At 60.1% G+C, this 23,499-nt stretch carries 22 protein-coding genes and 1 tRNA gene; 12 read left to right on the forward strand and 11 right to left on the reverse strand.

From position 1 onward, the window contains the following. Positions 1-221 precede the first annotated feature (221 nt). From arcD to L6D74_RS25575, 12 genes are all read left to right on the forward strand, one after another. Positions 222-1,649, forward strand: coding sequence for an arginine-ornithine antiporter (arcD, locus tag L6D74_RS25520; protein WP_039766045.1), 1,428 nt, complete (start codon positions 222-224; stop codon positions 1,647-1,649). 34 nt (positions 1,650-1,683) lie between these two features. After that, positions 1,684-2,940, forward strand: a complete 1,257-nt coding sequence (gene arcA, locus L6D74_RS25525; RefSeq protein WP_064598972.1) for an arginine deiminase — start codon at positions 1,684-1,686, stop codon at positions 2,938-2,940. A 69-nt stretch (positions 2,941-3,009) separates the two neighbouring features. Continuing rightward, positions 3,010-4,020: an ornithine carbamoyltransferase gene (locus L6D74_RS25530; protein ID WP_039766039.1), complete on the forward strand. Its 1,011-nt coding sequence runs from the start codon at positions 3,010-3,012 to the stop codon at positions 4,018-4,020. A 180-nt stretch (positions 4,021-4,200) separates the two neighbouring features. Continuing rightward, the gene (gene arcC / locus L6D74_RS25535) at positions 4,201-5,130 is read left to right on the forward strand and encodes a carbamate kinase (RefSeq protein WP_236190947.1); all 930 of its coding nucleotides are present in this window, start codon (positions 4,201-4,203) and stop codon (positions 5,128-5,130) included. Between the two features lie 62 nt (positions 5,131-5,192). Further along, complete coding sequence (locus L6D74_RS25540) at positions 5,193-5,555, forward strand: DUF5064 family protein (RefSeq protein WP_039766036.1); 363 nt, start codon at positions 5,193-5,195, stop codon at positions 5,553-5,555. Positions 5,556-5,820: 265 nt separating this feature from the next. After that, positions 5,821-7,329, forward strand: coding sequence for a sigma-54-dependent transcriptional regulator (locus L6D74_RS25545; RefSeq protein WP_085647310.1), 1,509 nt, complete (start codon positions 5,821-5,823; stop codon positions 7,327-7,329). Between the two features lie 428 nt (positions 7,330-7,757). Continuing rightward, on the forward strand, positions 7,758-8,141 hold the full coding sequence (gene gcvH, locus L6D74_RS25550) for a glycine cleavage system protein GcvH (RefSeq protein ID WP_074688335.1): 384 nt from the start codon (positions 7,758-7,760) through the stop codon (positions 8,139-8,141). 10 nt (positions 8,142-8,151) lie between these two features. Further along, on the forward strand, positions 8,152-11,004 hold the full coding sequence (gcvP, locus tag L6D74_RS25555) for an aminomethyl-transferring glycine dehydrogenase (protein WP_236190949.1): 2,853 nt from the start codon (positions 8,152-8,154) through the stop codon (positions 11,002-11,004). 206 nt (positions 11,005-11,210) lie between these two features. After that, on the forward strand, positions 11,211-12,587 hold the full coding sequence (locus L6D74_RS25560; protein WP_236190951.1) for an L-serine ammonia-lyase: 1,377 nt from the start codon (positions 11,211-11,213) through the stop codon (positions 12,585-12,587). A 93-nt stretch (positions 12,588-12,680) separates the two neighbouring features. Further along, entirely contained in the window at positions 12,681-13,805 is a 1,125-nt protein-coding gene (gcvT, locus tag L6D74_RS25565; RefSeq protein WP_085647307.1) for a glycine cleavage system aminomethyltransferase GcvT, read from the forward strand. A 404-nt stretch (positions 13,806-14,209) separates the two neighbouring features. Next, complete coding sequence (locus L6D74_RS25570; RefSeq protein WP_003237709.1) at positions 14,210-14,422, forward strand: cold-shock protein; 213 nt, start codon at positions 14,210-14,212, stop codon at positions 14,420-14,422. Between the two features lie 97 nt (positions 14,423-14,519). Beyond that, positions 14,520-15,008, forward strand: coding sequence for an RDD family protein (locus L6D74_RS25575; protein ID WP_236190953.1), 489 nt, complete (start codon positions 14,520-14,522; stop codon positions 15,006-15,008). A 58-nt stretch (positions 15,009-15,066) separates the two neighbouring features. Here L6D74_RS25575 and nadA read toward each other — a convergent pair whose 3' ends face one another. From nadA to ybgC, 11 genes are all read right to left on the reverse strand, one after another. After that, a complete protein-coding gene (gene nadA / locus L6D74_RS25580; protein ID WP_236190955.1) occupies positions 15,067-16,125 on the reverse strand; it encodes a quinolinate synthase NadA in 1,059 nt (352 codons plus the stop codon). A gap of 271 nt (positions 16,126-16,396) precedes the next feature. Next, positions 16,397-16,472 (reverse strand) — tRNA-Lys (locus L6D74_RS25585). A gap of 63 nt (positions 16,473-16,535) precedes the next feature. Beyond that, positions 16,536-17,228: a 7-cyano-7-deazaguanine synthase QueC gene (queC, locus tag L6D74_RS25590; protein ID WP_007951197.1), complete on the reverse strand. Its 693-nt coding sequence runs from the start codon at positions 17,226-17,228 to the stop codon at positions 16,536-16,538. 1 nt (position 17,229) lies between these two features. Next, positions 17,230-17,877: a 7-carboxy-7-deazaguanine synthase QueE gene (gene queE / locus L6D74_RS25595; RefSeq protein WP_236190956.1), complete on the reverse strand. Its 648-nt coding sequence runs from the start codon at positions 17,875-17,877 to the stop codon at positions 17,230-17,232. 164 nt (positions 17,878-18,041) lie between these two features. Then, complete coding sequence (gene ybgF, locus L6D74_RS25600) at positions 18,042-18,881, reverse strand: tol-pal system protein YbgF (RefSeq protein WP_064598998.1); 840 nt, start codon at positions 18,879-18,881, stop codon at positions 18,042-18,044. Positions 18,882-18,887: 6 nt separating this feature from the next. Continuing rightward, positions 18,888-19,385 carry a peptidoglycan-associated lipoprotein Pal gene (pal, locus tag L6D74_RS25605; RefSeq protein ID WP_003178634.1) on the reverse strand — a complete coding sequence of 166 codons (498 nt, stop codon included), beginning with the start codon at positions 19,383-19,385 and terminating at the stop codon, positions 18,888-18,890. 52 nt (positions 19,386-19,437) lie between these two features. Further along, positions 19,438-20,718: a Tol-Pal system beta propeller repeat protein TolB gene (gene tolB / locus L6D74_RS25610; protein ID WP_166742344.1), complete on the reverse strand. Its 1,281-nt coding sequence runs from the start codon at positions 20,716-20,718 to the stop codon at positions 19,438-19,440. Between the two features lie 17 nt (positions 20,719-20,735). After that, on the reverse strand, positions 20,736-21,815 hold the full coding sequence (gene tolA / locus L6D74_RS25615; RefSeq protein ID WP_064383749.1) for a cell envelope integrity protein TolA: 1,080 nt from the start codon (positions 21,813-21,815) through the stop codon (positions 20,736-20,738). Beyond that, positions 21,815-22,267 (reverse strand): protein TolR, encoded by a 453-nt coding sequence (gene tolR / locus L6D74_RS25620; protein ID WP_162130475.1) that lies wholly within the window; start codon positions 22,265-22,267, stop codon positions 21,815-21,817. Before tolR ends, tolA begins: the two co-directional genes overlap by 1 nt. Positions 22,268-22,290: 23 nt before the next feature. Further along, on the reverse strand, positions 22,291-22,986 hold the full coding sequence (gene tolQ, locus L6D74_RS25625; RefSeq protein ID WP_039766018.1) for a protein TolQ: 696 nt from the start codon (positions 22,984-22,986) through the stop codon (positions 22,291-22,293). Further along, positions 22,976-23,443, reverse strand: a complete 468-nt coding sequence (gene ybgC, locus L6D74_RS25630) for a tol-pal system-associated acyl-CoA thioesterase (RefSeq protein WP_007951203.1) — start codon at positions 23,441-23,443, stop codon at positions 22,976-22,978. Before ybgC ends, tolQ begins: the two co-directional genes overlap by 11 nt. Positions 23,444-23,499: the final 56 nt, after the last annotated feature.

Consider the following 23,499-nt stretch of genomic DNA (forward strand, 5'->3'; position numbering starts at 1 on the left):
AACGGACTAGCGTGATAACTCGAAAGTAATAGGAAAAGTTCCCAACTACATATGCCGAAAGCCTCTAGGACAGGCCTCACAGGCAGAAGCCTTATGCCATCAGACGTTTCATAAGTCATTCATTAACAATGGAATGTGACCATGCACTGATCTAAGTCAGCTGTTTGAATAGCTAACAGAACTACGCTGTGAACTCTTCTCTCCTGCAATGGAGTCATGCAATGTCTGAAGCTCCCGGAAAACTACGACTAGGTGCACTGGTTGCATTGGTAGTCGGCTCAATGATCGGTGGCGGGATATTCTCTTTGCCGCAAAACATGGCCGCCAGTGCCGACGTCGGCGCGGTTCTGATTGGCTGGGCCATCACCGCTGTCGGCATGCTCACCCTCGCTTTCGTCTTTCAAACCCTCGCCAATCGCAAGCCTGACCTGGACGGCGGTGTCTACGCCTACGCCAAGGCCGGTTTCGGCGATTACATGGGTTTCTCCTCGGCCTGGGGTTACTGGATCAGTGCCTGGCTGGGCAACGTCGGTTACTTCGTTCTGCTGTTCAGCACCCTCGGGTATTTCTTTCCGGTTTTTGGGGAAGGCAACACCGTTGCTGCTGTGATCGGCGCCTCTGTGCTGTTGTGGGGCGTGCACTTTCTGGTGCTGCGCGGGATCAAGGAGGCGGCGTTCATCAACCTGGTGACCACCGTCGCCAAGGTCGTGCCGCTGCTGCTGTTCGTGCTGATCGCGATCTTCGCCTTCAAACTGGACATCTTCACCGCTGACATCTGGGGCGTGAAAAACCCGGATCTGGGCAGCGTGATGAACCAGGTGCGCAACATGATGCTGGTCACCGTGTGGGTGTTCATCGGCATCGAAGGCGCGAGCATCTTCTCGGCCCGGGCGGAAAAACGTTCGGACGTCGGCAAGGCGACCGTGATCGGTTTCATCACCGTGCTGCTGTTCCTGGTGCTGGTGAACGTGTTGTCGCTGGGCATCATGACCCAGCCGGAACTGGCCAAACTGCAGAACCCGTCGATGGCCGCCGTGCTGGAGCATGTGGTCGGTCACTGGGGCGCGGTGCTGATCAGCGTCGGTCTGATTATCTCGCTGCTGGGGGCGTTGCTGTCGTGGGTGCTGCTGTGTGCGGAGATCATGTTCGCCGCCGCCAAGGACCACACCATGCCGGAGTTCCTGCGCAAGGAGAACGCCAACCACGTGCCGGTCAACGCCCTGTGGCTGACCAACGCGATGGTGCAGTTGTTCCTGATCATCACCCTGTTCTCGGCCAGCACTTACCTGTCGCTGATCTACCTCGCCACATCGATGATTCTGGTGCCGTACCTGTGGTCGGCGGCCTACGCCCTGCTGCTGGCGGTGCGCGGCGAAAGCTACGAAGGCTTCGCGGCCGAACGGCGCAAGGACCTGATCATCGGCGGCATAGCCCTGATCTATGCGGTGTGGCTGCTCTACGCCGGTGGCGTGAAGTACCTGCTGCTGTCGGCACTGCTCTATGCCCCCGGCGCGATCCTGTTCGCCAAGGCCAAGCTCGAACTCAAACAACCGGTTTTCACCAACGTCGAGAAGCTGATTTTCGCCGCAGTGGTCGTGGGCGCCCTCGTGGCCGCCTACGGACTGTATGACGGCTTCCTGACTCTGTAATTGCCCAACGTTTTCTCTCTGGAGGATCACTGAAATGACCACGGAAAAAGTTAAGTACGGCGTCCATTCCGAAGCCGGCAAACTGCGCAAAGTCATGGTTTGCTCCCCAGGTCTGGCCCATCAGCGGCTGACCCCGAACAACTGCGATGAACTGCTGTTCGACGACGTGCTGTGGGTCGCCCAGGCCAAGCGCGACCACTTCGACTTCGTGACCAAGATGCGTGAGCGCGGGATCGACGTGCTGGAAATGCACAACCTGCTGACCGACATCGTCGCCATCCCTGAAGCGCTGGACTGGATCCTCGAGCGCAAGGTCACTGCCGATTCGGTGGGCCTGGGCCTGATCAACGAAGTCAAATCCTGGCTGAAAAGCCTGGAGCCGCGACACATCGCCGAATTCCTGATTGGCGGCGTGTCCGCCGATGACCTGCCGGACAGCTTCGGTGGCAAGACCATCCAGATGTTCCGCGACTTCCTCGGCCACTCCAGCTTCATTCTGCCGCCGCTGCCGAACACTCAGTTCACCCGCGACACCACTTGCTGGATTTACGGTGGCGTGACGCTGAACCCGATGTACTGGCCGGCGCGTCGTCAGGAAACCCTGCTGACCACCGCCATCTACAAATTCCATCCGCAATTCACCAACGCCGATTTCGAAATCTGGTACGGCGACCCGGACAAGGATCACGGCAGCTCGACCCTCGAAGGCGGCGACGTGATGCCGATCGGCAACGGCGTGGTGCTGATCGGTATGGGCGAGCGTTCATCCCGTCAGGCCATCGGCCAACTGGCACTGAACCTGTTCAAGAACAAGGCCGTGGAAAAAGTCATCGTCGCCGGCCTGCCGAAGTCCCGCGCCGCGATGCACCTGGATACCGTGTTCAGCTTCTGCGATCGCGACCTGGTCACGATCTTCCCGGAAGTGGTCAACCAGATCGTCGCCTTCACCCTGCGCCCTGACGAAAGCAAACAGGGCGGCATCGACATCCGTCGCGAAGAAGGCACCTTCCTCGACGTCGTGGCCAAAGCCCTCAACCTGCCGAAACTGCGCGTCGTCGAAACCGGCGGCAACAGCTTCGCCGCCGAACGCGAGCAATGGGATGACGGCAACAACGTAGTGGCCGTGGAGCCGGGCGTGGTCATCGGCTACGACCGCAACACCTACACCAACACACTGCTGCGCAAGGCGGGGGTGGAGGTCATCACCATCAGCGCCGGCGAACTCGGTCGTGGCCGCGGCGGCGGCCACTGCATGACTTGCCCGATCATCCGCGACCCTATCGATTACTAAACGACCATCTCCCCGGCCGCACCTATCCCGTAGCGGCCGGGCCGATTACCGAATCCAAGGAGAATCATCATGGCGTTCAACATTCACAACCGTAACCTGCTCAGCCTGGAACACCACACCCCACGTGAGCTGCGCTACCTGCTCGACCTGTCCCGCGACCTCAAGCGCGCCAAATACACCGGCACCGAGCAGCAACACCTGAAGGGCAACAACATCGCCCTGATCTTCGAAAAAACCTCGACCCGCACCCGTTGCGCGTTCGAAGTCGCCGCTTATGACCAGGGCGCCAACGTCACCTACATCGACCCGAACTCCTCGCAAATCGGCCACAAGGAAAGCATGAAGGACACCGCCCGCGTGCTGGGTCGCATGTACGACGCCATCGAGTACCGTGGCTTCAAGCAGGAAATCGTCGAAGAGCTGGCCAAGTTCGCCGGCGTGCCGGTGTTCAACGGCCTGACCGATGAATATCACCCGACCCAGATGATCGCCGACGTGCTGACCATGCGTGAGCACGCCGACAAGCCGATCCACGAAATCAGCTACGCCTACCTGGGCGACGCGCGCAACAACATGGGCAATTCGCTGCTGCTGGTGGGCTCCAAACTCGGCATGGACGTGCGCATCTGCGCGCCGAAGGCCCTGTGGCCCCACGACGACCTGGTGGATCGCTGCAAAAAATACGCAGAGGAAAGCGGCGCGCGCATCACCCTGACCGAAGACCCGAAAGCCGCGGTCAAGGGCGTGGACTTCATCCACACCGACGTCTGGGTATCGATGGGCGAGCCGGTGGAAGCCTGGGCCGAGCGTATCCAGCAACTGCTGCCGTACCAGGTCAACGCCGAGCTGATGAAAGCCACCGGCAACCCGCGCACCAAGTTCATGCACTGCCTGCCGGCGTTCCACAACAGCGATACCAAGGTCGGCAAACAGATCGCCGAACAGTATCCGCACCTGAAAAACGGCATCGAAGTGACCGACGACGTGTTCGAGTCGCCAGCCTGCATCGCCTTCGAGCAAGCGGAAAACCGCATGCACACCATCAAGGCGATTCTGGTGTCGACTTTGGCTGATCTGTAACCCACTGAGGGAACCGCCTCCCCATGTGGGAGCGGGCTTGCTCGCGAAAGCGGAGTGTCATTCAACAGTGATGTCTACTGATCTGAAGCCTTCGCGAGCAAGCCCGCTCCCACAAGGGATCCTGGTTTCAACATGGAAACGAGTCGTTTGCCATTCCTCTGTACAAGAAGGACAAGCACCATGCGTATCGTCGTAGCCTTGGGCGGTAACGCCCTGCTCCGCCGTGGCGAGCCGATGACCGCTGACAACCAGCGCGCCAACATCCGCATCGCCACCGAGCAAATCGCCAAGATCCATCCCGGCAACCAACTGGTCATCGCCCACGGCAATGGCCCGCAAGTCGGCCTGCTGTCGTTGCAGGCAGCGGCCTACACCTCCGTCACCCCTTACCCGCTGGACGTGCTCGGTGCCGAAACCGAAGGCATGATCGGCTACATCATCGAACAGGAACTGGGCAACCTGCTGGACTTCGAAGTCCCGTTCGCCACCCTGCTCACCCAGGTCGAAGTCGATGCCAACGACCCGGCCTTCAAGAACCCGACCAAACCGATCGGCCCGGTCTACGAGAAAGCCGAAGCAGAAAAACTTGCCGTTGAAAAAGGCTGGGCGATTGCCCCGGACGGCGACAAGTTCCGCCGCGTGGTGGCCAGCCCACGGCCCAAACGCATCTTCGAAATCCGCCCGATCAAGTGGCTGCTGGACAAGGGCAGCATCGTGATCTGCGCCGGCGGTGGCGGGATTCCGACCATGTACGACGAGAAGCGCAATCTCAAAGGCATTGAAGCGGTGATCGACAAGGACCTGTGCTCGGCACTGCTGGCCGAACAGCTGGAGGCGGACTTGCTGGTGATCGCCACCGACGTCAACGCGGCGTACGTCGACTTCAAAAAGCCCACCGAGAAAGCCATCGCCCAGGCCCACCCGGACGAACTCGAACGCCTGGGCTTCGCCGCCGGCTCCATGGGGCCGAAGGTGCAGGCAGCCTGTGAATTCGCGCGCCATACTGGCAAGGTCGCGGTGATCGGTTCGCTCTCGGACATCGAAGCCATCGTCCAGGGCACCGCCGGTACGCGGGTCAGCACGGCAGCGCCGGGCATCACCTACCGATAAAAAGAAACTCCGGGGGCAGACCTCAGGTCTGCCCTTCTCCCATGCCTTGAAAGGAGAAACCCATGGCCCAGTTCGAACCCGGTCATTTGCATATCGAGCGGCACGCGTTGACTGACGACGACGTCAATTACAACGTGCACCTCGACTATGAAGTGTTCACCGACCCTCAGAAAGGCAAGGGGATACAGTTCACCCTGCATGGCAGCATGCAGGGCAAAGAGGTCAACGAACCGTTCTTTCTGCCCAAGGAGGAAGCCTACAACTTCGCTCGCAATGTGACGCAGATTGCCGAAAAGTACGGCATTCCCAAGAGCCACAGCCAGATCGGCTCGGTGCACAAGCATTACGACCTGATGTTTGAGGACATCCGCAAGCAGCTGAATATGCAGTCCGGGGATCCGGTCAATCCCGAGCATTTCGAGTAACCCCAAAAGCCCCCTCACCCTAACCCTCTCCCGGAGGGAGAGGGGACTGACCGAGTTGCTCGCTCAAGGTACACCGACCTGAATTAGCGAGCCGAACTCAAGTTTTGAAAAGCCCCCAATCTGCTCCCTTTCCCCCTCGCCCCTCTGGGGAGAGGGCTGGGGTGAGGGGTGGATTTCAAGTACGACGCCGATCTCAAGATTTCACCCCAGTCCCCCATCAAGGCATACTTGCCCCCCTCCGCACTCCAGAACCCAGAACCGCCCCATGCGTATCCACGTCAGCTTCATCGACCGCGTCGGCATCACCCAGGAAGTCCTGGCTATCCTCGGCGGGCGCAATCTCAATCTGGATGCGGTGGAGATGATCCCGCCCAACGTCTACATCGACGCCCCGACCCTGAGCCCGCAAGTGCTCGAAGAACTCAAAGATGCGCTGTTTCGCGTGCGTGGTGTAGAAGCAGTGACCGTGGTCGACATTCTCCCCGGCCAGCGTCGGCACTTGCAGCTCGACGCGTTGCTCGCGGCGATGACCGACCCGGTACTGGCGCTGGACGGCGCCGGCAAGGTGCTGCTGGCCAACCCGGCGCTGATCGCCCTGTACGGTCGCGAGCCGGCGGGCGAAAGCGTTTCGGAACTGTTCAACGATCCGGGTCTGCTCGAAACCTTGCTCGAACAAGGCTTCCGCCTGCCGCTGCGGGAAATCACCGTCAATGGCCAGACCCTGTTGCTCGACGCCACGCCGATCACCGACGCCGGCGCCCTGCTCACGCTGTATCAACCCAACCGCATCGGCGAACAACTGTCGGCGCTGCATCACGACCATGCCGAAGGTTTCGATGCGCTGCTCGGTGAATCGCCGCCTATCCGCACCCTCAAGGCCCGTGCCCAACGGGTAGCGGCCCTCGATGCGCCGCTGTTGATCCAGGGTGAAACCGGCACCGGCAAGGAACTGGTGGCCCGCGCCTGTCACGCCATCAGCGCCCGGCACAACGCGCCCTTCCTCGCACTGAACTGCGCGGCCCTGCCGGAGAACCTCGCCGAAAGCGAACTGTTCGGCTACGCCCCCGGCGCCTTCACCGGCGCGCAACGCGGCGGCAAACCGGGGCTGATGGAACTGGCCAACCAGGGCACAGTGTTCCTCGACGAAATCGGCGAGATGTCGCCGTACTTGCAGGCCAAGCTGCTGCGCTTTCTCAACGACGGCAGCTTCCGTCGGGTCGGCGGCGATCGTGAGGTAAAGGTCAACGTGCGGATTCTCAGCGCGACCCACCGCGACCTGGAGAAAATGGTCAGCGAAGGCCTGTTCCGCGAAGACCTGTTCTACCGCCTCAACGTGCTCAACGTCGAAGTACCGCCGCTACGTGAACGCGGTCAGGACATTCTGTTGCTGGCGCGCTATTTCATGCAGCAGGCCTGCGCACAGATCCAGCGCCCGGTCTGCCGCCTCGCGCCGGGCACTTACCCGGCGCTGCTCGGCAACCGTTGGCCGGGCAACGTGCGGCAATTGCAGAACGTGATCTTCCGCGCCGCCGCGATCTGCGAAAGCAGCCTGGTGGACATCGGCGACCTCGACATCGCCGGCACCTCCGTGGCACGCCAGACCGACACCGACGTTGACAGCCTGGAAGAAGCGGTCGAAGCCTTCGAGAAATCGCTGCTGGAAAAACTCTACGTCAGCTACCCCTCGACTCGCCAACTGGCCAGCCGCCTGCAGACCTCGCACACCGCAATTGCCCATCGGCTGCGCAAGTACGGCATCCCCAACAAACCCTGATCCACCGCAAATTCCCTGTGGGAGCGAGCCTGCTCGCGATGGTGGTCCAGCAAGCAATGATGGCGACTGACACAGCCTCTTCGCGAGCAGGCTCGCTCCCACAAGGTATGTGGCGGATTCGAAATCCGTTCAAAAGCGACCTCCATCTGTACTGAAAGCGCTACAGCGGAACGATATCGCTACACCCTCCTTCGATCACCGCTGTGCAAGGCTTTGATCCGGTTCAGCTTTTTTCTTCGCCCCGCGCTGTAGCGATTTCGCTACAGCCAACGTATTTGCGCTCGCCCGAAAAACCATCAAGCCATTGATTTACAACGATATTTTTACGTTGGCCGCGTTCTTGCTAAGTAACCGCTCATAAAATCAGGGCATTGCCGCCCGAGTATTCCACCGCGTCCACCAGACGAGTCTGGCCCCTAGGAGATTCCATGAGCGAGTTGCGTTTCACTGAAGATCACGAATGGCTGCGCGCCGAAGCCGATGGTTCTGTCACCGTTGGCATCACCGCTTTCGCGCAGAACGCCCTGGGCGACGTGGTGTTCGTGCAACTGCCTGAATTGCAGGCGTACGACAAAGGCGCCGAAGCCGCCACCGTGGAATCGGTAAAAGCCGCCAGCGGCGTTTACATGCCGCTGGACGGTGAAGTCCTGGCCACCAATCCGGCCCTGGAAGACAGCCCTGAGCTGGTCAACGAAGATCCGCTGGGCGAAGGCTGGTTCTTCCGCTTCAAACCAGCCGACGCCTCGGCCGTCGCCAAGCTGCTGGATCAGGACGCCTACGACCGCCTGATCAAAGCCCAAGCCGAAGCCTGAGGAACCTGACATGACCCAAGTAAATCTCGGCACCGCCAACGAATTCATCGCCCGTCACATCGGCCCGCGCGCCGGTGACGAGCAAGCCATGCTCAACAGCCTCGGCTTCGACTCGCTCGAAGCCCTGAGCGCCAGCGTCATCCCGGAAAGCATCAAGGGCACCAGCGTGCTCGGCCTCGACGACGGCCTGAGCGAAGCCGATGCCCTGGCAATGATCAAAGGCATCGCCGGCAAGAACCAACTGTTCAAGACCTACATCGGCCAGGGTTACTACAACTGCCACACGCCATCGCCGATCCTGCGCAACCTGCTGGAAAACCCGGCCTGGTACACCGCCTACACCCCGTACCAGCCGGAGATTTCCCAGGGCCGTCTCGAAGCGCTGCTGAACTTCCAGACCCTGATCAGCGACCTTACCGGCCTGCCGATCGCCAACGCCTCCCTGCTCGACGAAGCCACCGCCGCTGCCGAAGCCATGACCTTCTGCAAACGCCTGAGCAAGAACAAGGGCAGCCACCAGTTCTTCGCCTCGATCCACAGCCATCCGCAAACCCTCGACGTGCTGCGCACCCGTGCCGAGCCTCTGGGCATCGACGTAGTCGTGGGCGATGAGCGTGAGCTGACCGACGTGACGCCGTTCTTCGGCGCGCTGCTGCAATACCCGGCCAGCAACGGTGATGTGTTCGACTACCGCGAACTGACCGAACGCTTCCACGCCGCCAACGCACTGGTCGCGGTAGCCGCTGACCTGCTGGCCCTGACACTGCTGACCCCGCCGGGCGAATTCGGTGCCGACGTGGCCATCGGTAGCGCGCAACGCTTCGGCGTGCCGCTGGGCTTCGGTGGCCCGCACGCGGCTTACTTCTCCACCAAAGATGCGTTCAAGCGCGACATGCCGGGCCGCCTGGTCGGTGTCTCGGTTGACCGCTTCGGTAAGCCGGCCCTGCGTCTGGCGATGCAGACCCGCGAGCAACACATCCGCCGCGAGAAAGCCACGTCGAACATCTGCACCGCGCAAGTGCTGCTGGCCAACATCGCCAGCATGTACGCCGTGTACCACGGCCCGAAAGGCCTGACCCGGATCGCCAACCGTGTGCATCACCTGACCGCGATTCTGGCCAAGGGCCTGAGCGCACTGGGCGTGAACGTCGAGCAAACCAGCTTCTTCGACACCCTGACCCTGGCCACGGGCGCACAAACCGCCGCGCTGCATGACAAGGCTCGCGCTCAACAGATCAACCTGCGTGTGATCGATGCCCAGCGTCTGGGCCTGTCGGTCGACGAAACCACCACCCAGGCCGACATTGAAACCCTGTGGGGCCTGTTCGCCGACGGCAAGACCCTGCCGGATTTCGCTGCTCTCGCCGCTGCCGCGCAAAGCACCATTCCAGCCGCGCTGGTGCGTCAGTCGCCGATCCTCCGTCACCCGGTGTTCAACCGTTATCACTCGGAAACCGAGCTGATGCGCTACCTGCGCAAACTGGCGGACAAGGACCTGGCACTGGATCGCACCATGATCCCGCTGGGCTCGTGCACCATGAAACTCAACGCCGCCAGCGAAATGATCCCGGTGACGTGGGCCGAATTCGGCGCCCTGCACCCGTTCGCCCCGGCCGAGCAAAGCGCCGGTTACCAGCAACTGACCGACGAGCTGGAAGCGATGCTCTGCGCCGCCACCGGTTACGACTCGATCTCGCTGCAACCGAACGCCGGTTCCCAGGGTGAGTACGCAGGTCTGCTGGCGATTCGCGCCTATCACCAGAGCCGTGGCGAAGACCGTCGCGACATCTGCCTGATCCCGTCGTCCGCCCACGGCACCAACCCGGCGACCGCCAACATGGCCGGCATGCGTGTGGTCGTGACTGCGTGCGACGCCCGTGGCAACGTGGACATCGAAGACCTGCGCGCCAAGGCCATCGAGCACCGCGAACACCTCGCGGCGCTGATGATCACTTACCCGTCGACCCACGGCGTGTTCGAAGAAGGCATCCGCGAAATCTGCGGCATCATTCATGACAACGGCGGCCAGGTGTACATCGACGGCGCCAACATGAACGCGATGGTCGGCCTCTGCGCACCGGGCAAGTTCGGCGGCGACGTCTCGCACCTGAACCTGCACAAGACCTTCTGCATCCCCCACGGCGGTGGCGGCCCGGGCGTCGGCCCGATCGGCGTGAAATCGCACCTGACTCCGTTCCTGCCGGGCCACGGCCACATGGAGCGCAAGGAAGGCGCGGTCTGCGCAGCACCGTTCGGCAGCGCGAGCATTCTGCCGATCACCTGGATGTACATTCGCATGATGGGTGGCGCAGGTCTCAAGCGCGCTTCGCAACTGGCGATCCTCAATGCCAACTACATTTCCCGTCGCCTGGAAGAGCACTACCCAGTGCTGTACACCGGCAGCAACGGTCTGGTGGCGCACGAGTGCATCCTGGATCTGCGCCCGCTGAAAGACAGCAGCGGCATCAGCGTCGATGACGTCGCCAAGCGTCTGATCGACTTCGGCTTCCACGCCCCGACCATGTCGTTCCCGGTGGCCGGCACGCTGATGATCGAGCCGACCGAAAGCGAATCCAAAGAAGAGCTGGACCGCTTCTGCGACGCCATGATCCGCATTCGCGAAGAAATCCGCGCAGTGGAAAACGGCACTCTGGACAAAGACGACAACCCGCTGAAGAACGCTCCGCACACCGCAGCGGAACTGGTGGGCGAGTGGACTCACCCGTACAGCCGCGAACAAGCGGTGTACCCGGTGGCGTCGTTGATCGAAGGCAAGTACTGGCCGCCGGTCGGTCGCGTCGACAACGTGTTCGGCGACCGCAACCTGGTCTGCGCCTGCCCGTCGATCGAAAGCTACGCTTAAACGAATAGGGGGGCAGGTTTACCTGCCCCGATTTCAGCATCACCACAGATCCCCCTGTGGGAGCGGGCTTGCTCGCGAATGCGGTGTGCCAGGCAACATTGATGGCGACTGATTCACCGCATTCGCGAGCAAGCCCGCTCCCACAAGGAAATGCATCAAGCCTGATATTCCGCCAATTCCTATAACAAGAAACCGGAGAACAACTCATGTCGTTAAGCGTGTTCGACCTGTTCAAGATTGGCATCGGCCCCTCCAGCTCCCACACCGTCGGCCCGATGCGCGCAGCTGCGCGCTTCGTCGAAGGCCTGCGTCGGGAAAACCTGTTGTCCGCCACCACCAGCGTCAGGGTCGAGTTGTATGGATCCCTCGGCGCCACCGGCAAGGGCCACGGCAGCGACAAAGCCGTGCTGCTGGGCCTGGAAGGTGAACACCCGGACACCGTGGATACTGAAACCGTCGCCACCCGTCTCTCGGAGATTCGTGGCAACGGGCGTTTGAACCTGCTTGGCGAACACAGCATTGCGTTCAACGAGAAAGAACACCTGGCAATGATCCGCAAGCCGTTGGCCTATCACCCCAACGGCATGATCTTCCGTGCCTTCGATGCGGCGGGATTGCAGATCCGCAGCCGCGAGTACTACTCGGTCGGCGGTGGTTTCGTGGTCGACGAAGATGCGGCTGGCGCCGACCGTATCGTCGAAGACGCCACCGCGCTGACCTTCCCGTTCAAGAGTGCCAAGGACTTGCTCGGTCACTGCGCCACCTACGGTCTGTCGATCAGCCAGGTGATGCTGACCAACGAAAGCGCCTGGCGCCCGGAAGCGGAAACCCGCGCCGGCCTGCTGAGAATCTGGCAAGTGATGCAGGACTGCGTGGCCGCCGGCTGTCGCAACGAAGGCATCCTGCCGGGAGGCCTGAAGGTCAAGCGGCGGGCGGCAGCGTTGCACCGGCAGCTGTGCAAGAACCCGGAATCGTCGCTGCGCGATCCGCTGTCGGTGCTGGACTGGGTAAACCTCTACGCGCTGGCCGTCAACGAAGAAAACGCCAACGGCGGGCGCGTGGTCACGGCACCGACCAATGGCGCAGCGGGGATCATTCCTGCGGTGCTGCATTACTACATGCGCTTTATTCCCGGCGCGAACGATGACGGCGTGGTGCGTTTTCTGCTGACTGCGGCGGCCATCGGCATCCTGTACAAGGAAAACGCCTCGATTTCCGGCGCCGAAGTCGGCTGTCAGGGCGAGGTCGGCGTGGCCTGTTCGATGGCAGCTGGTGCGTTGTGCGAAGTCCTCGGCGGCAGCGTTCAGCAAGTGGAAAACGCCGCTGAAATCGGCATGGAACACAACCTCGGCCTGACCTGCGATCCGATCGGCGGGCTGGTGCAAGTGCCGTGCATCGAGCGCAACGCCATGGGCTCGGTCAAGGCGATCAACGCCGTGCGCATGGCCATGCGCGGAGACGGGCAGCACTTCGTCTCCCTCGACAAGGTCATCCGCACCATGCGCCAGACCGGCGCCGACATGAAAAGCAAATACAAGGAGACCGCCCGTGGCGGTCTGGCGGTCAACATTATCGAGTGCTGATCGCGCCATAAACTCGCTCTCCCTTTGGGAGAGAACACAAAACTGGCCCCCTCTCCCTCCGGGAGAGGGTTGGTGTGAATCAAGGAGTCACGCATGTCCACCGAACAACTGTCGAAAACCCCGCTGCACGCTCTGCACCTCGAACTCGGCGCCCGCATGGTGCCGTTCGCCGGCTACGACATGCCGGTGCAATACCCGCTGGGCGTGATGAAGGAACACCAGCACACCCGTGAGCAGGCCGGGCTGTTCGATGTCTCGCACATGGGCCAGATCCGCCTGACCGGCGCCAATGCCGCCAAAGCCCTGGAAACCCTGGTGCCGGTAGACATCATCGACCTGCCGGTGGGCATGCAGCGCTACGCAATGTTCACCAACGAAACCGGCGGCATCCTCGATGACCTGATGGTCGCCAACCTCGGCAATGACGAGCTGTTCCTGGTGGTCAACGCCGCATGCAAGGACCAGGACCTGGCCCATCTGCAAAAACACATCGGCGATCAATGCAAGATTGAACAGCTGTTCGAAGAACGCGCCCTGCTTGCCCTGCAAGGCCCGGCTGCCGTGACCGTGCTGGCACGCCTGGCGCCGGAAGTGGCGAAAATGACTTTCATGCAATTCACCCGCGTGAAGCTGCTGGGCGTTGACTGCTTTGTCAGCCGCTCGGGCTACACCGGTGAAGACGGTTTCGAAATCTCGGTTCCGGCAGCCGATGCGGAAAAACTCGCCCGCGCCCTGCTGGCCGAACCGGAAGTCGCCGCCATCGGCCTTGGCGCCCGTGACTCGCTGCGCCTGGAAGCCGGCCTGTGCCTGTACGGCCACGACATGAACACCGAGACCACACCGATCGAAGCCAGCCTGTTGTGGGCAATCTCCAAACCTCGGCGTGCCGATGGTGCGCGCGCCGGTGGTTTCCCGGGTGCGGAGCAAGTCTTCGCTCAACAGCAAAACGGCGTTCAGCGCAAACGCGTCGGCCTGCTGCCGCAAGAGCGTACGCCGGTCCGTGAAGGTGCAGAGATCGTCAACGACGCTGGCGAAATCGTCGGTAGCGTGTGCAGCGGCGGGTTCGGCCCGACCCTGGGCGGCCCGTTGGCCATGGGTTACCTGGACAGCGCCTACGTCGCACTCGATACGGCCGTTTGGGCAATTGTTCGTGGGAAAAAGGTGCCATTGCTTGTAAGCAAAATGCCATTTGTTCCACAACGCTACTATCGCGGTTGATTGACTGTTTCTATAAGTAACGCGATTGCGTTATGCGTGCACTAATGTGTAACGCAATCGCCATAAAACAGTGCACTCCACTTACATACGATTCGAATTTGAACTTGGCTTATAACGTTCGAAAACAATTGAACAAGCTAATCGTATAAGCCGGACTAGTGAATCGACTAAGTGCCAGCAAGCGCAGGAAAACCGGGGCCTTCGCGGGGCTTGTTTTTTCTCCCGTAGTTGGCGTAGAGTTTGTCCACTGTGTTTGCATGGGTCAGCTTGGAATCGTGACCTGGGCAGTAGCCTACAAGTTAGCTACATCCCGTTCGACGTCTTCTTACTCTCCTGCAACCAGCCCCAGTACTCTTTCATGAGAAGGAGACTGTCATCAATTTTTGCGTCAAAGGAAATAAGAAATGTCCACACGTCAGAGCGGTACCGTCAAGTGGTTTAACGACGAGAAAGGTTTTGGTTTTATCACTCCAGAAAGCGGTCCGGATCTGTTCGTGCATTTCCGCGCCATTCAGGGCAACGGCTTCAAAAGCCTGAAAGAAGGCCAGAAAGTGACCTTCGTTGCTGTGCAGGGCCAGAAAGGCATGCAGGCTGACGAAGTACAAGCCGAAGGCTGATCTTCTGTTACGAAAAAGCCCCTGATATTGATATCAGGGGCTTTTTTGTGGGCGCAAATCCGTAAAATGGCGCTTCACTTCCCGTCCAGAGGCTGCCATGTCGAAACACCTGCTCAATCCCCAGGGCGATTTCCCCGCCGTCGGCCTGGGTCGTCGTCTGGCAGCGATGTTCTATGACTTTTTGCTGTGCACCGCTCTGCTGATCGTGACCGGTTTTGTTTACAAGCTGATCCAGGCGGCAATCATCGGCGAAGAGCGCCTGCGCGTCATGACCGACGCCGGGCAGCTGGATGGCGATCCGCTGTACTCCACGGTGTTGCTGTTGGTGCTGTTTGGCTTCTTTGCCAAATTCTGGACCCACGCCGGTCAGACCCTGGGCATGCAGGTCTGGGGCATTCGCGTGCAGAACGCCGATGGCACTGCGATCAGCCTGTGGCAGGCGTTGCTGCGGTTCATGGTGTCGATTGCGTCGTGGCTGTGCCTGGGCCTGGGGTTCTTCTGGTCGCTGCTCGATAAGCAGAAGCGCGCTTGGCATGACATCTACTCCGACACGCAGCTTGTGCGAATTCCAAAGAAAGCCAAATAATCCTCCAGATGCAAAAACGCCCCGATCCAATCGGGGCGTTTTTGTTTGCGTCGCAAGGTCAGGCGTTGCCGGCCAGCTTCATCCGTGCTGCCTGAGTGAAATCGAGCATGCGTTTCAGCGGACGAATCGCCTGCGGGATCAGGGCCGGGTCGACGAAGATCTCGTTCGAGCCCTCCTTCAGGCACTTCAGCGTGCGTTCAAGGGTGTTCATGGCCATCCACGGGCAATGTGCGCAACTGCGGCATGCCGCGCCGTTACCGGCGGTTGGCGCCTCGATGAAGACCTTGTCCGGGCACAGCTGCTGCATCTTGTAAAAGATGCCGCGATCAGTGGCCACGATCAGGGTCTTGTTCGGCAGCGATTGAGCGGCGGCAATCAGCTGACTGGTAGAACCGACGGCGTCCGCCAACTCGATCACCGAGGTCGGCGACTCCGGATGCACCAGAATGGCGGCGTCCGGGTACAGCGCTTTCATGTCTTCCAGCTGCTTGGACTTGAACTCCTCATGGACGATGCATGCACCATCCCAGAGCAGCATGTCGGCGCCGGTCTGACGCTGGATGTAGGTGCCCAAGTGCTTGTCCGGACCCCAGATAATGGTTTCGCCGTTGTCCATCAGGCTTTCGACGATTTCCAGTGCACAACTGGAGGTCACGACCCAGTCGGCCCGGGCTTTGACGGCGGCCGAGGTGTTGGCATACACCACCACGGTGCGCTCCGGATGCTGATCGCAGAACGCCGAGAACTCGTCCACCGGGCAACCCAGATCCAGCGAGCAGGTGGCTTCCAGGGTCGGCATCAACACACGTTTTTCAGGGTTGAGAATCTTCGCGGTCTCGCCCATGAATTTCACGCCGGCAACCACCACGGTCTTGGCCGGATGGGCGTTGCCGAAGCGAGCCATTTCCAGGGAGTCGGAAACACAACCGCCGGTTTCTTCGGCGAGGGCCTGAATGATCGGATCGCAATAAAAGTGGGCAACCAGCACCGCGTCCTGAGCCTTGAGCTCGTCGGCGATGGCGGAACGGTAATAAGCTTCTTCCTCGGCTGTCAGCGGCTTGGGCTGCTTGGCGTCGAGGTGGGCTTGTACCAGAAGGCGTTCGGAAATCTGCGTCATGTTCGCAAGACCTGCAGGCGCATTCGCGCGAAAGTCGAGTATACACCCGGCTCCGGACCGCTTGAGGGTACCGCCGGGAAAGTGAGTATTATCAGGCACGGACAGCAATGAAGCTGCGCAAGGCTACAGAATATCCCGTTGATACAAAAGATGATTCTGACCTGTGTCACGGAGGGAAGAAACGAAGGGAGGAATGCCCGAATCGCAGGCAAAAAAAAACCCGGAAATCCTCACTTTCGTGGGCCTTCCGGATTTTCTAAACCGCCAAATATGGTGGGTCGTGTGGGATTCGAACCTACGACCAATTGGTTAAAAGCCAACTGCTCTACCAACTGAGCTAACGACCCGCTGTGTGGTGGCGCGTATAATACTGATTTTTAAGGAATATTCAACACCTAATTTGAAAAAAATCAAAAATAAGGTGTCGGGTCGCTGATTCCGGCCGCCGCGAAGCCTTCTGCACGCAGTCGGCAGCTGTCGCATTTGCCGCAAGCGCGGCCATCATCGTCGGCCTGATAGCAGGAAACGGTCAGCCCATAATCAACGCCAAGCTTCACCCCCGCCTGGACGATCTGCGCCTTGCTCAGATTCTGCAGCGGTGCCTGGATGCGGAAGCCATTGCCTTCGACGCCAGCCTTGGTTGCCAGATTGGCCATGCGCTCGAACGACTCGATGAACTCGGGACGGCAATCCGGGTAACCGGAGTAGTCCACCGCGTTGACGCCGATAAAGATGTCACGGGCGCCGAGCACTTCAGCCCAGCCGAGAGCCAGCGACAGGAAAACCGTGTTGCGCGCCGGCACGTAAGTCACCGGGATGCCTTCGCCCAACTCTTCCGGGATATCGATGCTGGTATCGGTCAGGGCCGAACCGCCCATGCCGTTCAGGTTAAGGCCGATTACCTTGTGCTCGACCACGCCCAGGTCGCGGGCAACGCGAGCGGCGGCATGCAGTTCGGCGTGGGAACGCTGACCGTAATCGAAACTCATCGTGTAGCAGGCGTAGCCTTCAGCGCGGGCCATGGCCACGACAGTGGCCGAGTCCAGGCCACCCGACAGCAGGATTACCGCACGTTTTTGGCTAGTGTTCAGTTGTTCAGTCATCTCAGCGCCCCGGCTCATCATTCCATAGATATTTATGCAGCTGCAGTTGCAGGCGCACTGGCAGGTTATCCGCCACCACCCAGTCCGCCAGATCCCGAGCGTTCAGGTCGTGGTGACTTGGGGAAAACAACACTTCACCCGCACGTCGCTCAAGACCGTACTGGATCAGCTTCGATACCGCCCAGTCATAGTCGTCCCTCGAGCAGATGACAAACTTCACCTGATCGTTGGGCGTCAGCAGTTCGATGTTCTCGTAACGGTTACGATGGGCTTCTTTGGAGTCTGGCGTCTTCAGGTCGACCACCCGACTGACCCGCGAATCGACCGCCGAGATGTCGAGAGCGCCGCTGGTTTCCAGCGAGACCTCGTAGCCGGCATCGCATAATTGCTTGAGCAAAGGGATGGCATTGGGCTGTGCCAGCGGCTCACCGCCAGTGACACAGACGTAGCGCGGGCGAAAGCCGGCCACTTGCTCGAGGATGTCGTCGAGGGTACGGACCGTGCCACCGCTGAAAGCGTAGGCGCTGTCGCAGTATTGGCAACGCAATGGGCAACCGGTCAGGCGCACAAAAACAGTGGGCAACCCGGCAGTCCGCGTTTCCCCCTGCAACGAGTAGAAAACTTCGGTAATTCTCAATGTGTCTTGCATAGTCGCCACGGGCGTAACAGCTAAACAGGCTGTCCGCCTCCGTCAGGCACCTCTGGCAACCCCGCCAACGCGTAGATCACCAGGAGCGTGTTTCATAAAAGGGCGTGAATTCTAACGAAAAAACCCGCGACAAGCGCGGGTTTCTTCCAAACGGGTCAACGCTGTTACATGCGTTGCAGATCGCGCTGGGCCAACTGAGCGGCGGACGTGCCCGGATACTGGGCCACCACCTGCTGCAGAATGCCTTTGACCTTGTCGGTATGACCGAGGCGGCGCTCTACGTCAGCCAGCTTGTACAGCGAATCCGGCACTTTGGCGTGCTTGGGATACAGCTGCGAAACCTTGGCAAAAGCCTGACCTGCACCTTGCAGATCACCTTTGGCCAGGTTCACTTCACCCAGCCAGTACTGGGCGTTGCCCGCGTATTGGCTGTTCGGGTATTTACGCAGGAATGCGGCAAACGCCTGGCTGGCCTTGTCGAAATCCTTGGCTTTGATCAGGTCGAAAGCGGCGTCGTAATACAGCTTTTCCTTGGCCGGATCAGCCGGTTCGCTACCTGCGGCAGGTGCCTGGGCGGCAGCAGCGGCGCCGGCTCCAGCAGCAGCACCGGCAGCAGCACTTGCATCGCCACCGGCAGAAGAATTCTCGGGAGTCGCGGCTGGTGCAACGCCGGATCCTATGCGCCGATCAAGATCCTGGTATCGCTCCAGGGATTCCTGTTTCATGCGCGAAACCTGGTTCTGCAGTTCTTCGATCACGCCTTGCTGGCGCGACAGTTGATCCTGCATTTGTTGCAGTTGGTTGAACAGCATGCCGTTTGCCGAGGCAGGGGCCGAAGCCGCTCCCCCGGCATAGGCGCCGTTCGTACCGTAACCTGCAGGCGGATAACTGCTCCCGCTATTGTTATAACCGGAGTTGTCATCGACCACAGGAACCGCAGCCCACGCCGCAAGCGGCGCGAGGCTGAGAGCCAGAACAGTTACAGCACGACGGCACGTTCGCATATCGAATTACTTACGCAGTTCGACGCGACGGTTTTGAGCCCAGGACTGCTCGTCGTTGCCGGTAGCAACTGGACGCTCTTCGCCGTAGGAAACCAGTTCCAGCTGAGCTGGGGAAACACCTTGCAGAACCAGGTAGCGCTGAACGGCTTTCGCACGACGCTCGCCCAGTGCCATGTTGTACTCACGAGTACCACGTTCGTCGGTGTTGCCTTCCAGAACAACGCGAGCGCCGTTTGCTTTCAGGTCTTTGGCGTGAACGTCCAGAGCGCGCATGGCTTCTGGCTTCAGGTCCGAGCTGTCGTATTCGAAGTAGAAGGTGGTGATTGCGCGCAGAGCAGCTTCTTCGCTCAGGGAACCGTCAACTGCACCAGTGTTTGCGCCGTAACCAGCGTTTGGATCAACAGCGCCTTCACCGGCGTTGTCGCCGCCTTTGGACGAGCAACCTACAGCTACAGCCATGGCCAGAGCCAGCGCAGCAAATTTACCAAACTTCAGCATTTCCATCGTGAAACTCCTAATGAACCCCAGTGTGTTAAGTAAAACGTAAAGCGCCGCGTCAGTTCAGGTAAGGGGACCAGGACGGTTCTCTGACTTCGCCTTGAGCGGTAGGAAGCGGGAGCCTCACGCGTCCATTAATGGACACGAGCATCAAGACTCCCCGGCCCTGCTGGCGGGTGGCGTAGATTACCATGGTGCCGTTGGGCGCAACAGTAGGCGACTCGTCCAGAGTGCTATCAGTGAGGATTTTTACACTTCCGCGCTGCAAATCCTGAGCCGCCACTTTGAAATTGGTGAAACCGTCCTGACGATGGATCATCACCAGGGTCTTTTCATCCGCCGAAAGCTTGGGGTTGGCGTTGTAGTTGCCCACGAACGTCACACGCTCGGCACCGCCACCGCCAGCACTGGTCTTGTAGATCTGCGGTTTGCCGCCACGGTCGGAGGTGAAGTAGATGGTCGAACCATCCTTGCCCCAGTACGGTTCGGTATTGATGCCAGGACCTGCGGTTACGCGGGTGATCTGACGCGAACCGAGGTTCATCACGTAGATGTCCGGGTTACCGTCTTTCGACAGCACGAACGCCAGGCGATTGCCATCCGGCGACCAGGCTGGCGCGCCGTTCAAGCCTTCGAAGTTGGTGATCTGCTCGCGGCGACCGGTGTCGATGTTCTGCATGAAGATGCGCGGACGCTTCTGCTCGAACGACACATAGGCGATACGCTTGCCGTCCGGTGCAAAACGCGGCGACAGGATCGGCTCACGCGATTGCAGCAGGGTCACGGCACGGGCGCCGTCATAGTCCGAACGCTGCAGGGTGTAACGGGTGTTCTTCTCGGAGAAACGCTCGGCCGTGACGTACAGCAGGCGAGTCGAGAATGCACCTTTGATACCGGTCAGTTTTTCGAACGACTGATCGGAGATGTAGTGCGCCATGTCGCGCAGCTGTTCGGTGGTACCGGACACGCTGCCGTCAGCCACTTTCTGTTCGGTGGCGACGTTGAACAAAGCCCACTGCACCTGCAGACGGCCACCGGCCGGCACGATGCTGCCGACCATCATGTATTGCGCGCCCACCGCCTTCCAGTCACGGAAGATGATTTCGCTTGGCTGGCTTGGCTGACTGATCATGTTTTGCTTTGGAATCGGCGAGTAATAGCCCGAGTTGCGCAAATCGTTACCAATGATTTCAGCCATGTCATCCGGCAGGACGGCACCGCCCTGGAAACCGAACGGTACGACGGCGATCGGAGTCGCCCGATCGCTGCCGCTGGTGACCAGAATGTTCTTTTCATCCGCCATCGCGATCCCTGCCATGCAGCAGATCACGACCAGCATTCCTCGAAGAAGGTTTCTCACAAGGCTAGATCCTCAGGTGTGAATGTCATCTTGAATGAACGATACGGAGCGAAATCGCTCGGCTTCATTCCCTGCATTTCCGTCAAACGTCCAATATTCTTGACCGCTGCCACTGCTGACGCATCGAACGGACCGTCGCCACTGGACTTGGCCACGCTGACCGAGGTCACCGTACCGTCCGGCAACATGCCGATCTGCAGCACAACCGTCATGCCTTTGCGTGCTGAAGGTGGACGCGCCCAGCCTTCTGCTGCCCGCGCACGAATCAGGTCATCGAAACTGCCCGCAACTTCGTCGCCCTGCTCATCGGCCAAGGCCTGCTGGCGCTGCGGCGTGTCGGAAAGCAAATCTGCCAGGGCCTGAGCCTTTTTGTCTTCGGCGGATTTACGTGCCGCTTCCTGCGCTTTCTTCTTCGCAGCATCGGCAGCAGCTTTCTTCTTCGCGTCTTCGGCGACTTTCTTCTTCGCCTCTTCAGCTTCAGCTTTCTTCTTGGCGTCTTCGGCGGCTTTCTTTTTCGCGTCTTCGACGATCTTCTTCTTGGCTTCTTCAGCGGCCGCTTTCTTGGCCTCTTCTTCAGCAGCCTTTTTGGCTTCTTCTTCGGCTTTCTTCTTGGCTATATCAGCCAATTGTTTCTCTTCTGCCTTCTTGGCTTCGGCGGCTTTCTTGGCGTCGTCGGCTTTCTTGGCTTCATCAGCCTTCTTCGCCTCGTCCGCTTTCTTCGCCTCATCGGCCTTCTTGGCTTCCTCGGCCTTTTGAGCCGCTTCTTCTTTCTTTTGTTCCGCAGCCTTCACCGCTTCCTGCTCGACCTTTTTCTGCTCCATCTGCTCGACTTCGGTCTGGCGCGCGGCGGATTTCTTCGCCTCACCCGCAATCTTCTGATTGGTCTGGGTCGTTGCCTGACTTTTCGATTTCAGCTGGTACAGGGTCGCCTGGACAATCGGCTTGGCTGGCGGCAGCTCCGGGGTCAGGGCGAAACTGACAAACAGCATGCCGAACACCAGCACGTGCAAGCCAATCGCCCAGACACTAGGCCAGAAGTAGCTTTCCGAGGCGGACGGCTCTCGCTGTTGCTGCATCAGGGCGCCTCGGTGATCAAGCCAACGTTACCGACCCCGGCTTTCTGCAACCCGCCCATGGCGCCCATGACGGAGCCATAATCGACGGACTTGTCGCCACGGATGAAGACTTGGGTACGCTTGCCACCTTCAGTGCCGGCGCGAATGATCTTGGTCACCGCGTCGGTCATCTGTGGCAGGGTCATGGCCCGGTCCTGCTGCTTCTCGGTGTCGACTTCGCTGCCAAGGTTCCAGTAGTAGGTCTTGTCCGACTTGATCGAAATGGTCAGCACCTGGGTGTTGTTGTCCTGCGGCAAGGCTTCGCTGGAAACCTTGGGCAGATCCACTTTCACGCCCTGATTGAGCATCGGCGCAGTCACCATGAAGATGACCAGCAGCACCAGCATCACGTCGATGTAAGGCACTACGTTCATCTCGGCGACCGGCTTGCGCTTGTGTCGGGCTCGAGTGATTAAAGCCATCGGGAAATACCTGCTTATTCTTCGCTGGTGTGCACTTTGCGGTGCAGGATCGCCTGGAACTCATCGGCGAAGGTGTAGTAGCGGCTCAGCAAGGTTTCGCTGCGGGCAGAGAAACGGTTGTAAGCGATAACGGCCGGGATCGCGGCGAACAGACCGATCGCGGTGGCGATCAGGGCTTCGGCGATGCCGGGTGCGACGGTGGCCAGAGTGGCCTGCTGGGCGCTGGCCAGACCACGGAAGGAGTTCATGATCCCCCACACGGTACCGAACAGACCGATGTACGGGCTGACCGAACCGACGGTGGCGAGGAACGGCAGGCTCTGCTCGAGCTTTTCTTCTTCGCGGGAGATGGCGACGCGCATGGCACGGGCCACGCCTTCCATCACCGCTTCAGGATCGACGCCTGGCTGCTGACGCAGACGGGAGAACTCCTTGAAGCCGGCACGGAAGATCTGCTCGACACCCGAATCCGGATCCGGGTTGCTGCCGGCCTGACGGTAGAGTTTGGACAGGTCGATACCCGACCAGAAGCGCTCCTCGAAGCTCTCGAGGGCACGTCGACCGGCGCGTATCAGATTGCTGCGCTGAAAGATCATGATCCATGAGGTCACCGATGCGGCCACCAGAGTCAACATTACCAACTGCACCACGATGCTGGCATTGCTGACCAGGCTCCACATGGAGGAATGGTCGACGACGTTAGCTTCCACGCTTTATCTCCTGCTTTGAGTGTGTACCCGTGCCGACCGCGTCGGCAAAGGCCGCACGCAGGTCTTCGGGAAGGGCCCGGGGTTTCAAACTGTTAGTGCGCACACAGGCCACCAGAAACTGCCCTTCGCAGAGCAGCACATTATCCGTTGCCCGCCTGACCTGCTGTCGGAAGCGCAGGCTGGCACGGTTCAATTCGATTACATCAGCGCTTACCAGAAGCTCGTCGTCCAGTCGCGCCGGCGCGTGATAACGCGCTTCGCTGGAATGCACGACGAACAACAGGTCCTCCCCGGCCAGCGCCGACTGAGCAAAGCCCAGCTCCCGGAGCCGTTCGGTTCGAGCCCGTTCCATAAACTTGAGGTAATTAACGTAATACACGATGCCGCCCGCATCGGTGTCCTCGTAATAAACGCGACAACGATGTGCGAACGGCTCAAGCCCGTTTTGCGCGCGCATACTCTAGTGCTTACTCCTCGGGTTGCCAATCCAGCCAGGCAACTGTTTTTCATTGT

The organism is Pseudomonas pharyngis (assembly GCF_021602345.1).
GTDB classification, from domain to species: Bacteria; Pseudomonadota; Gammaproteobacteria; order Pseudomonadales; family Pseudomonadaceae; genus Aquipseudomonas; species Aquipseudomonas pharyngis.

Excerpts from the sequence above, each read along its gene's own strand:
- nadA (WP_236190955.1), bottom strand. The coding sequence starts at position 16,125 with ATGACGCAGATTTCCGAACGCCTTCTGGTACAAGCCCACCTCGACGCC.
- tolA (WP_064383749.1), bottom strand. The coding sequence starts at position 21,815 with ATGCAGCAACAGCGAGAGCCGTCCGCCTCGGAAAGCTACTTCTGGCCT.
- arcA (WP_064598972.1), top strand. The coding sequence starts at position 1,684 with ATGACCACGGAAAAAGTTAAGTACGGCGTCCATTCCGAAGCCGGCAAA.
- gcvT (WP_085647307.1), top strand. The coding sequence starts at position 12,681 with ATGTCCACCGAACAACTGTCGAAAACCCCGCTGCACGCTCTGCACCTC.
- L6D74_RS25570 (WP_003237709.1), top strand. The coding sequence starts at position 14,210 with ATGTCCACACGTCAGAGCGGTACCGTCAAGTGGTTTAACGACGAGAAA.
- L6D74_RS25530 (WP_039766039.1), top strand. The coding sequence starts at position 3,010 with ATGGCGTTCAACATTCACAACCGTAACCTGCTCAGCCTGGAACACCAC.
- arcC (WP_236190947.1), top strand. The coding sequence starts at position 4,201 with ATGCGTATCGTCGTAGCCTTGGGCGGTAACGCCCTGCTCCGCCGTGGC.
- gcvH (WP_074688335.1), top strand. The coding sequence starts at position 7,758 with ATGAGCGAGTTGCGTTTCACTGAAGATCACGAATGGCTGCGCGCCGAA.
- queE (WP_236190956.1), bottom strand. The coding sequence starts at position 17,877 with ATGCAAGACACATTGAGAATTACCGAAGTTTTCTACTCGTTGCAGGGG.
- L6D74_RS25540 (WP_039766036.1), top strand. The coding sequence starts at position 5,193 with ATGGCCCAGTTCGAACCCGGTCATTTGCATATCGAGCGGCACGCGTTG.
- ybgC (WP_007951203.1), bottom strand. The coding sequence starts at position 23,443 with ATGCGCGCGCAAAACGGGCTTGAGCCGTTCGCACATCGTTGTCGCGTT.
- pal (WP_003178634.1), bottom strand. The coding sequence starts at position 19,385 with ATGGAAATGCTGAAGTTTGGTAAATTTGCTGCGCTGGCTCTGGCCATG.
- arcD (WP_039766045.1), top strand. The coding sequence starts at position 222 with ATGTCTGAAGCTCCCGGAAAACTACGACTAGGTGCACTGGTTGCATTG.
- ybgF (WP_064598998.1), bottom strand. The coding sequence starts at position 18,881 with ATGCGAACGTGCCGTCGTGCTGTAACTGTTCTGGCTCTCAGCCTCGCG.
- gcvP (WP_236190949.1), top strand. The coding sequence starts at position 8,152 with ATGACCCAAGTAAATCTCGGCACCGCCAACGAATTCATCGCCCGTCAC.
- tolB (WP_166742344.1), bottom strand. The coding sequence starts at position 20,718 with ATGCTGGTCGTGATCTGCTGCATGGCAGGGATCGCGATGGCGGATGAA.
- queC (WP_007951197.1), bottom strand. The coding sequence starts at position 17,228 with ATGACTGAACAACTGAACACTAGCCAAAAACGTGCGGTAATCCTGCTG.
- L6D74_RS25560 (WP_236190951.1), top strand. The coding sequence starts at position 11,211 with ATGTCGTTAAGCGTGTTCGACCTGTTCAAGATTGGCATCGGCCCCTCC.
- L6D74_RS25575 (WP_236190953.1), top strand. The coding sequence starts at position 14,520 with ATGTCGAAACACCTGCTCAATCCCCAGGGCGATTTCCCCGCCGTCGGC.
- L6D74_RS25545 (WP_085647310.1), top strand. The coding sequence starts at position 5,821 with ATGCGTATCCACGTCAGCTTCATCGACCGCGTCGGCATCACCCAGGAA.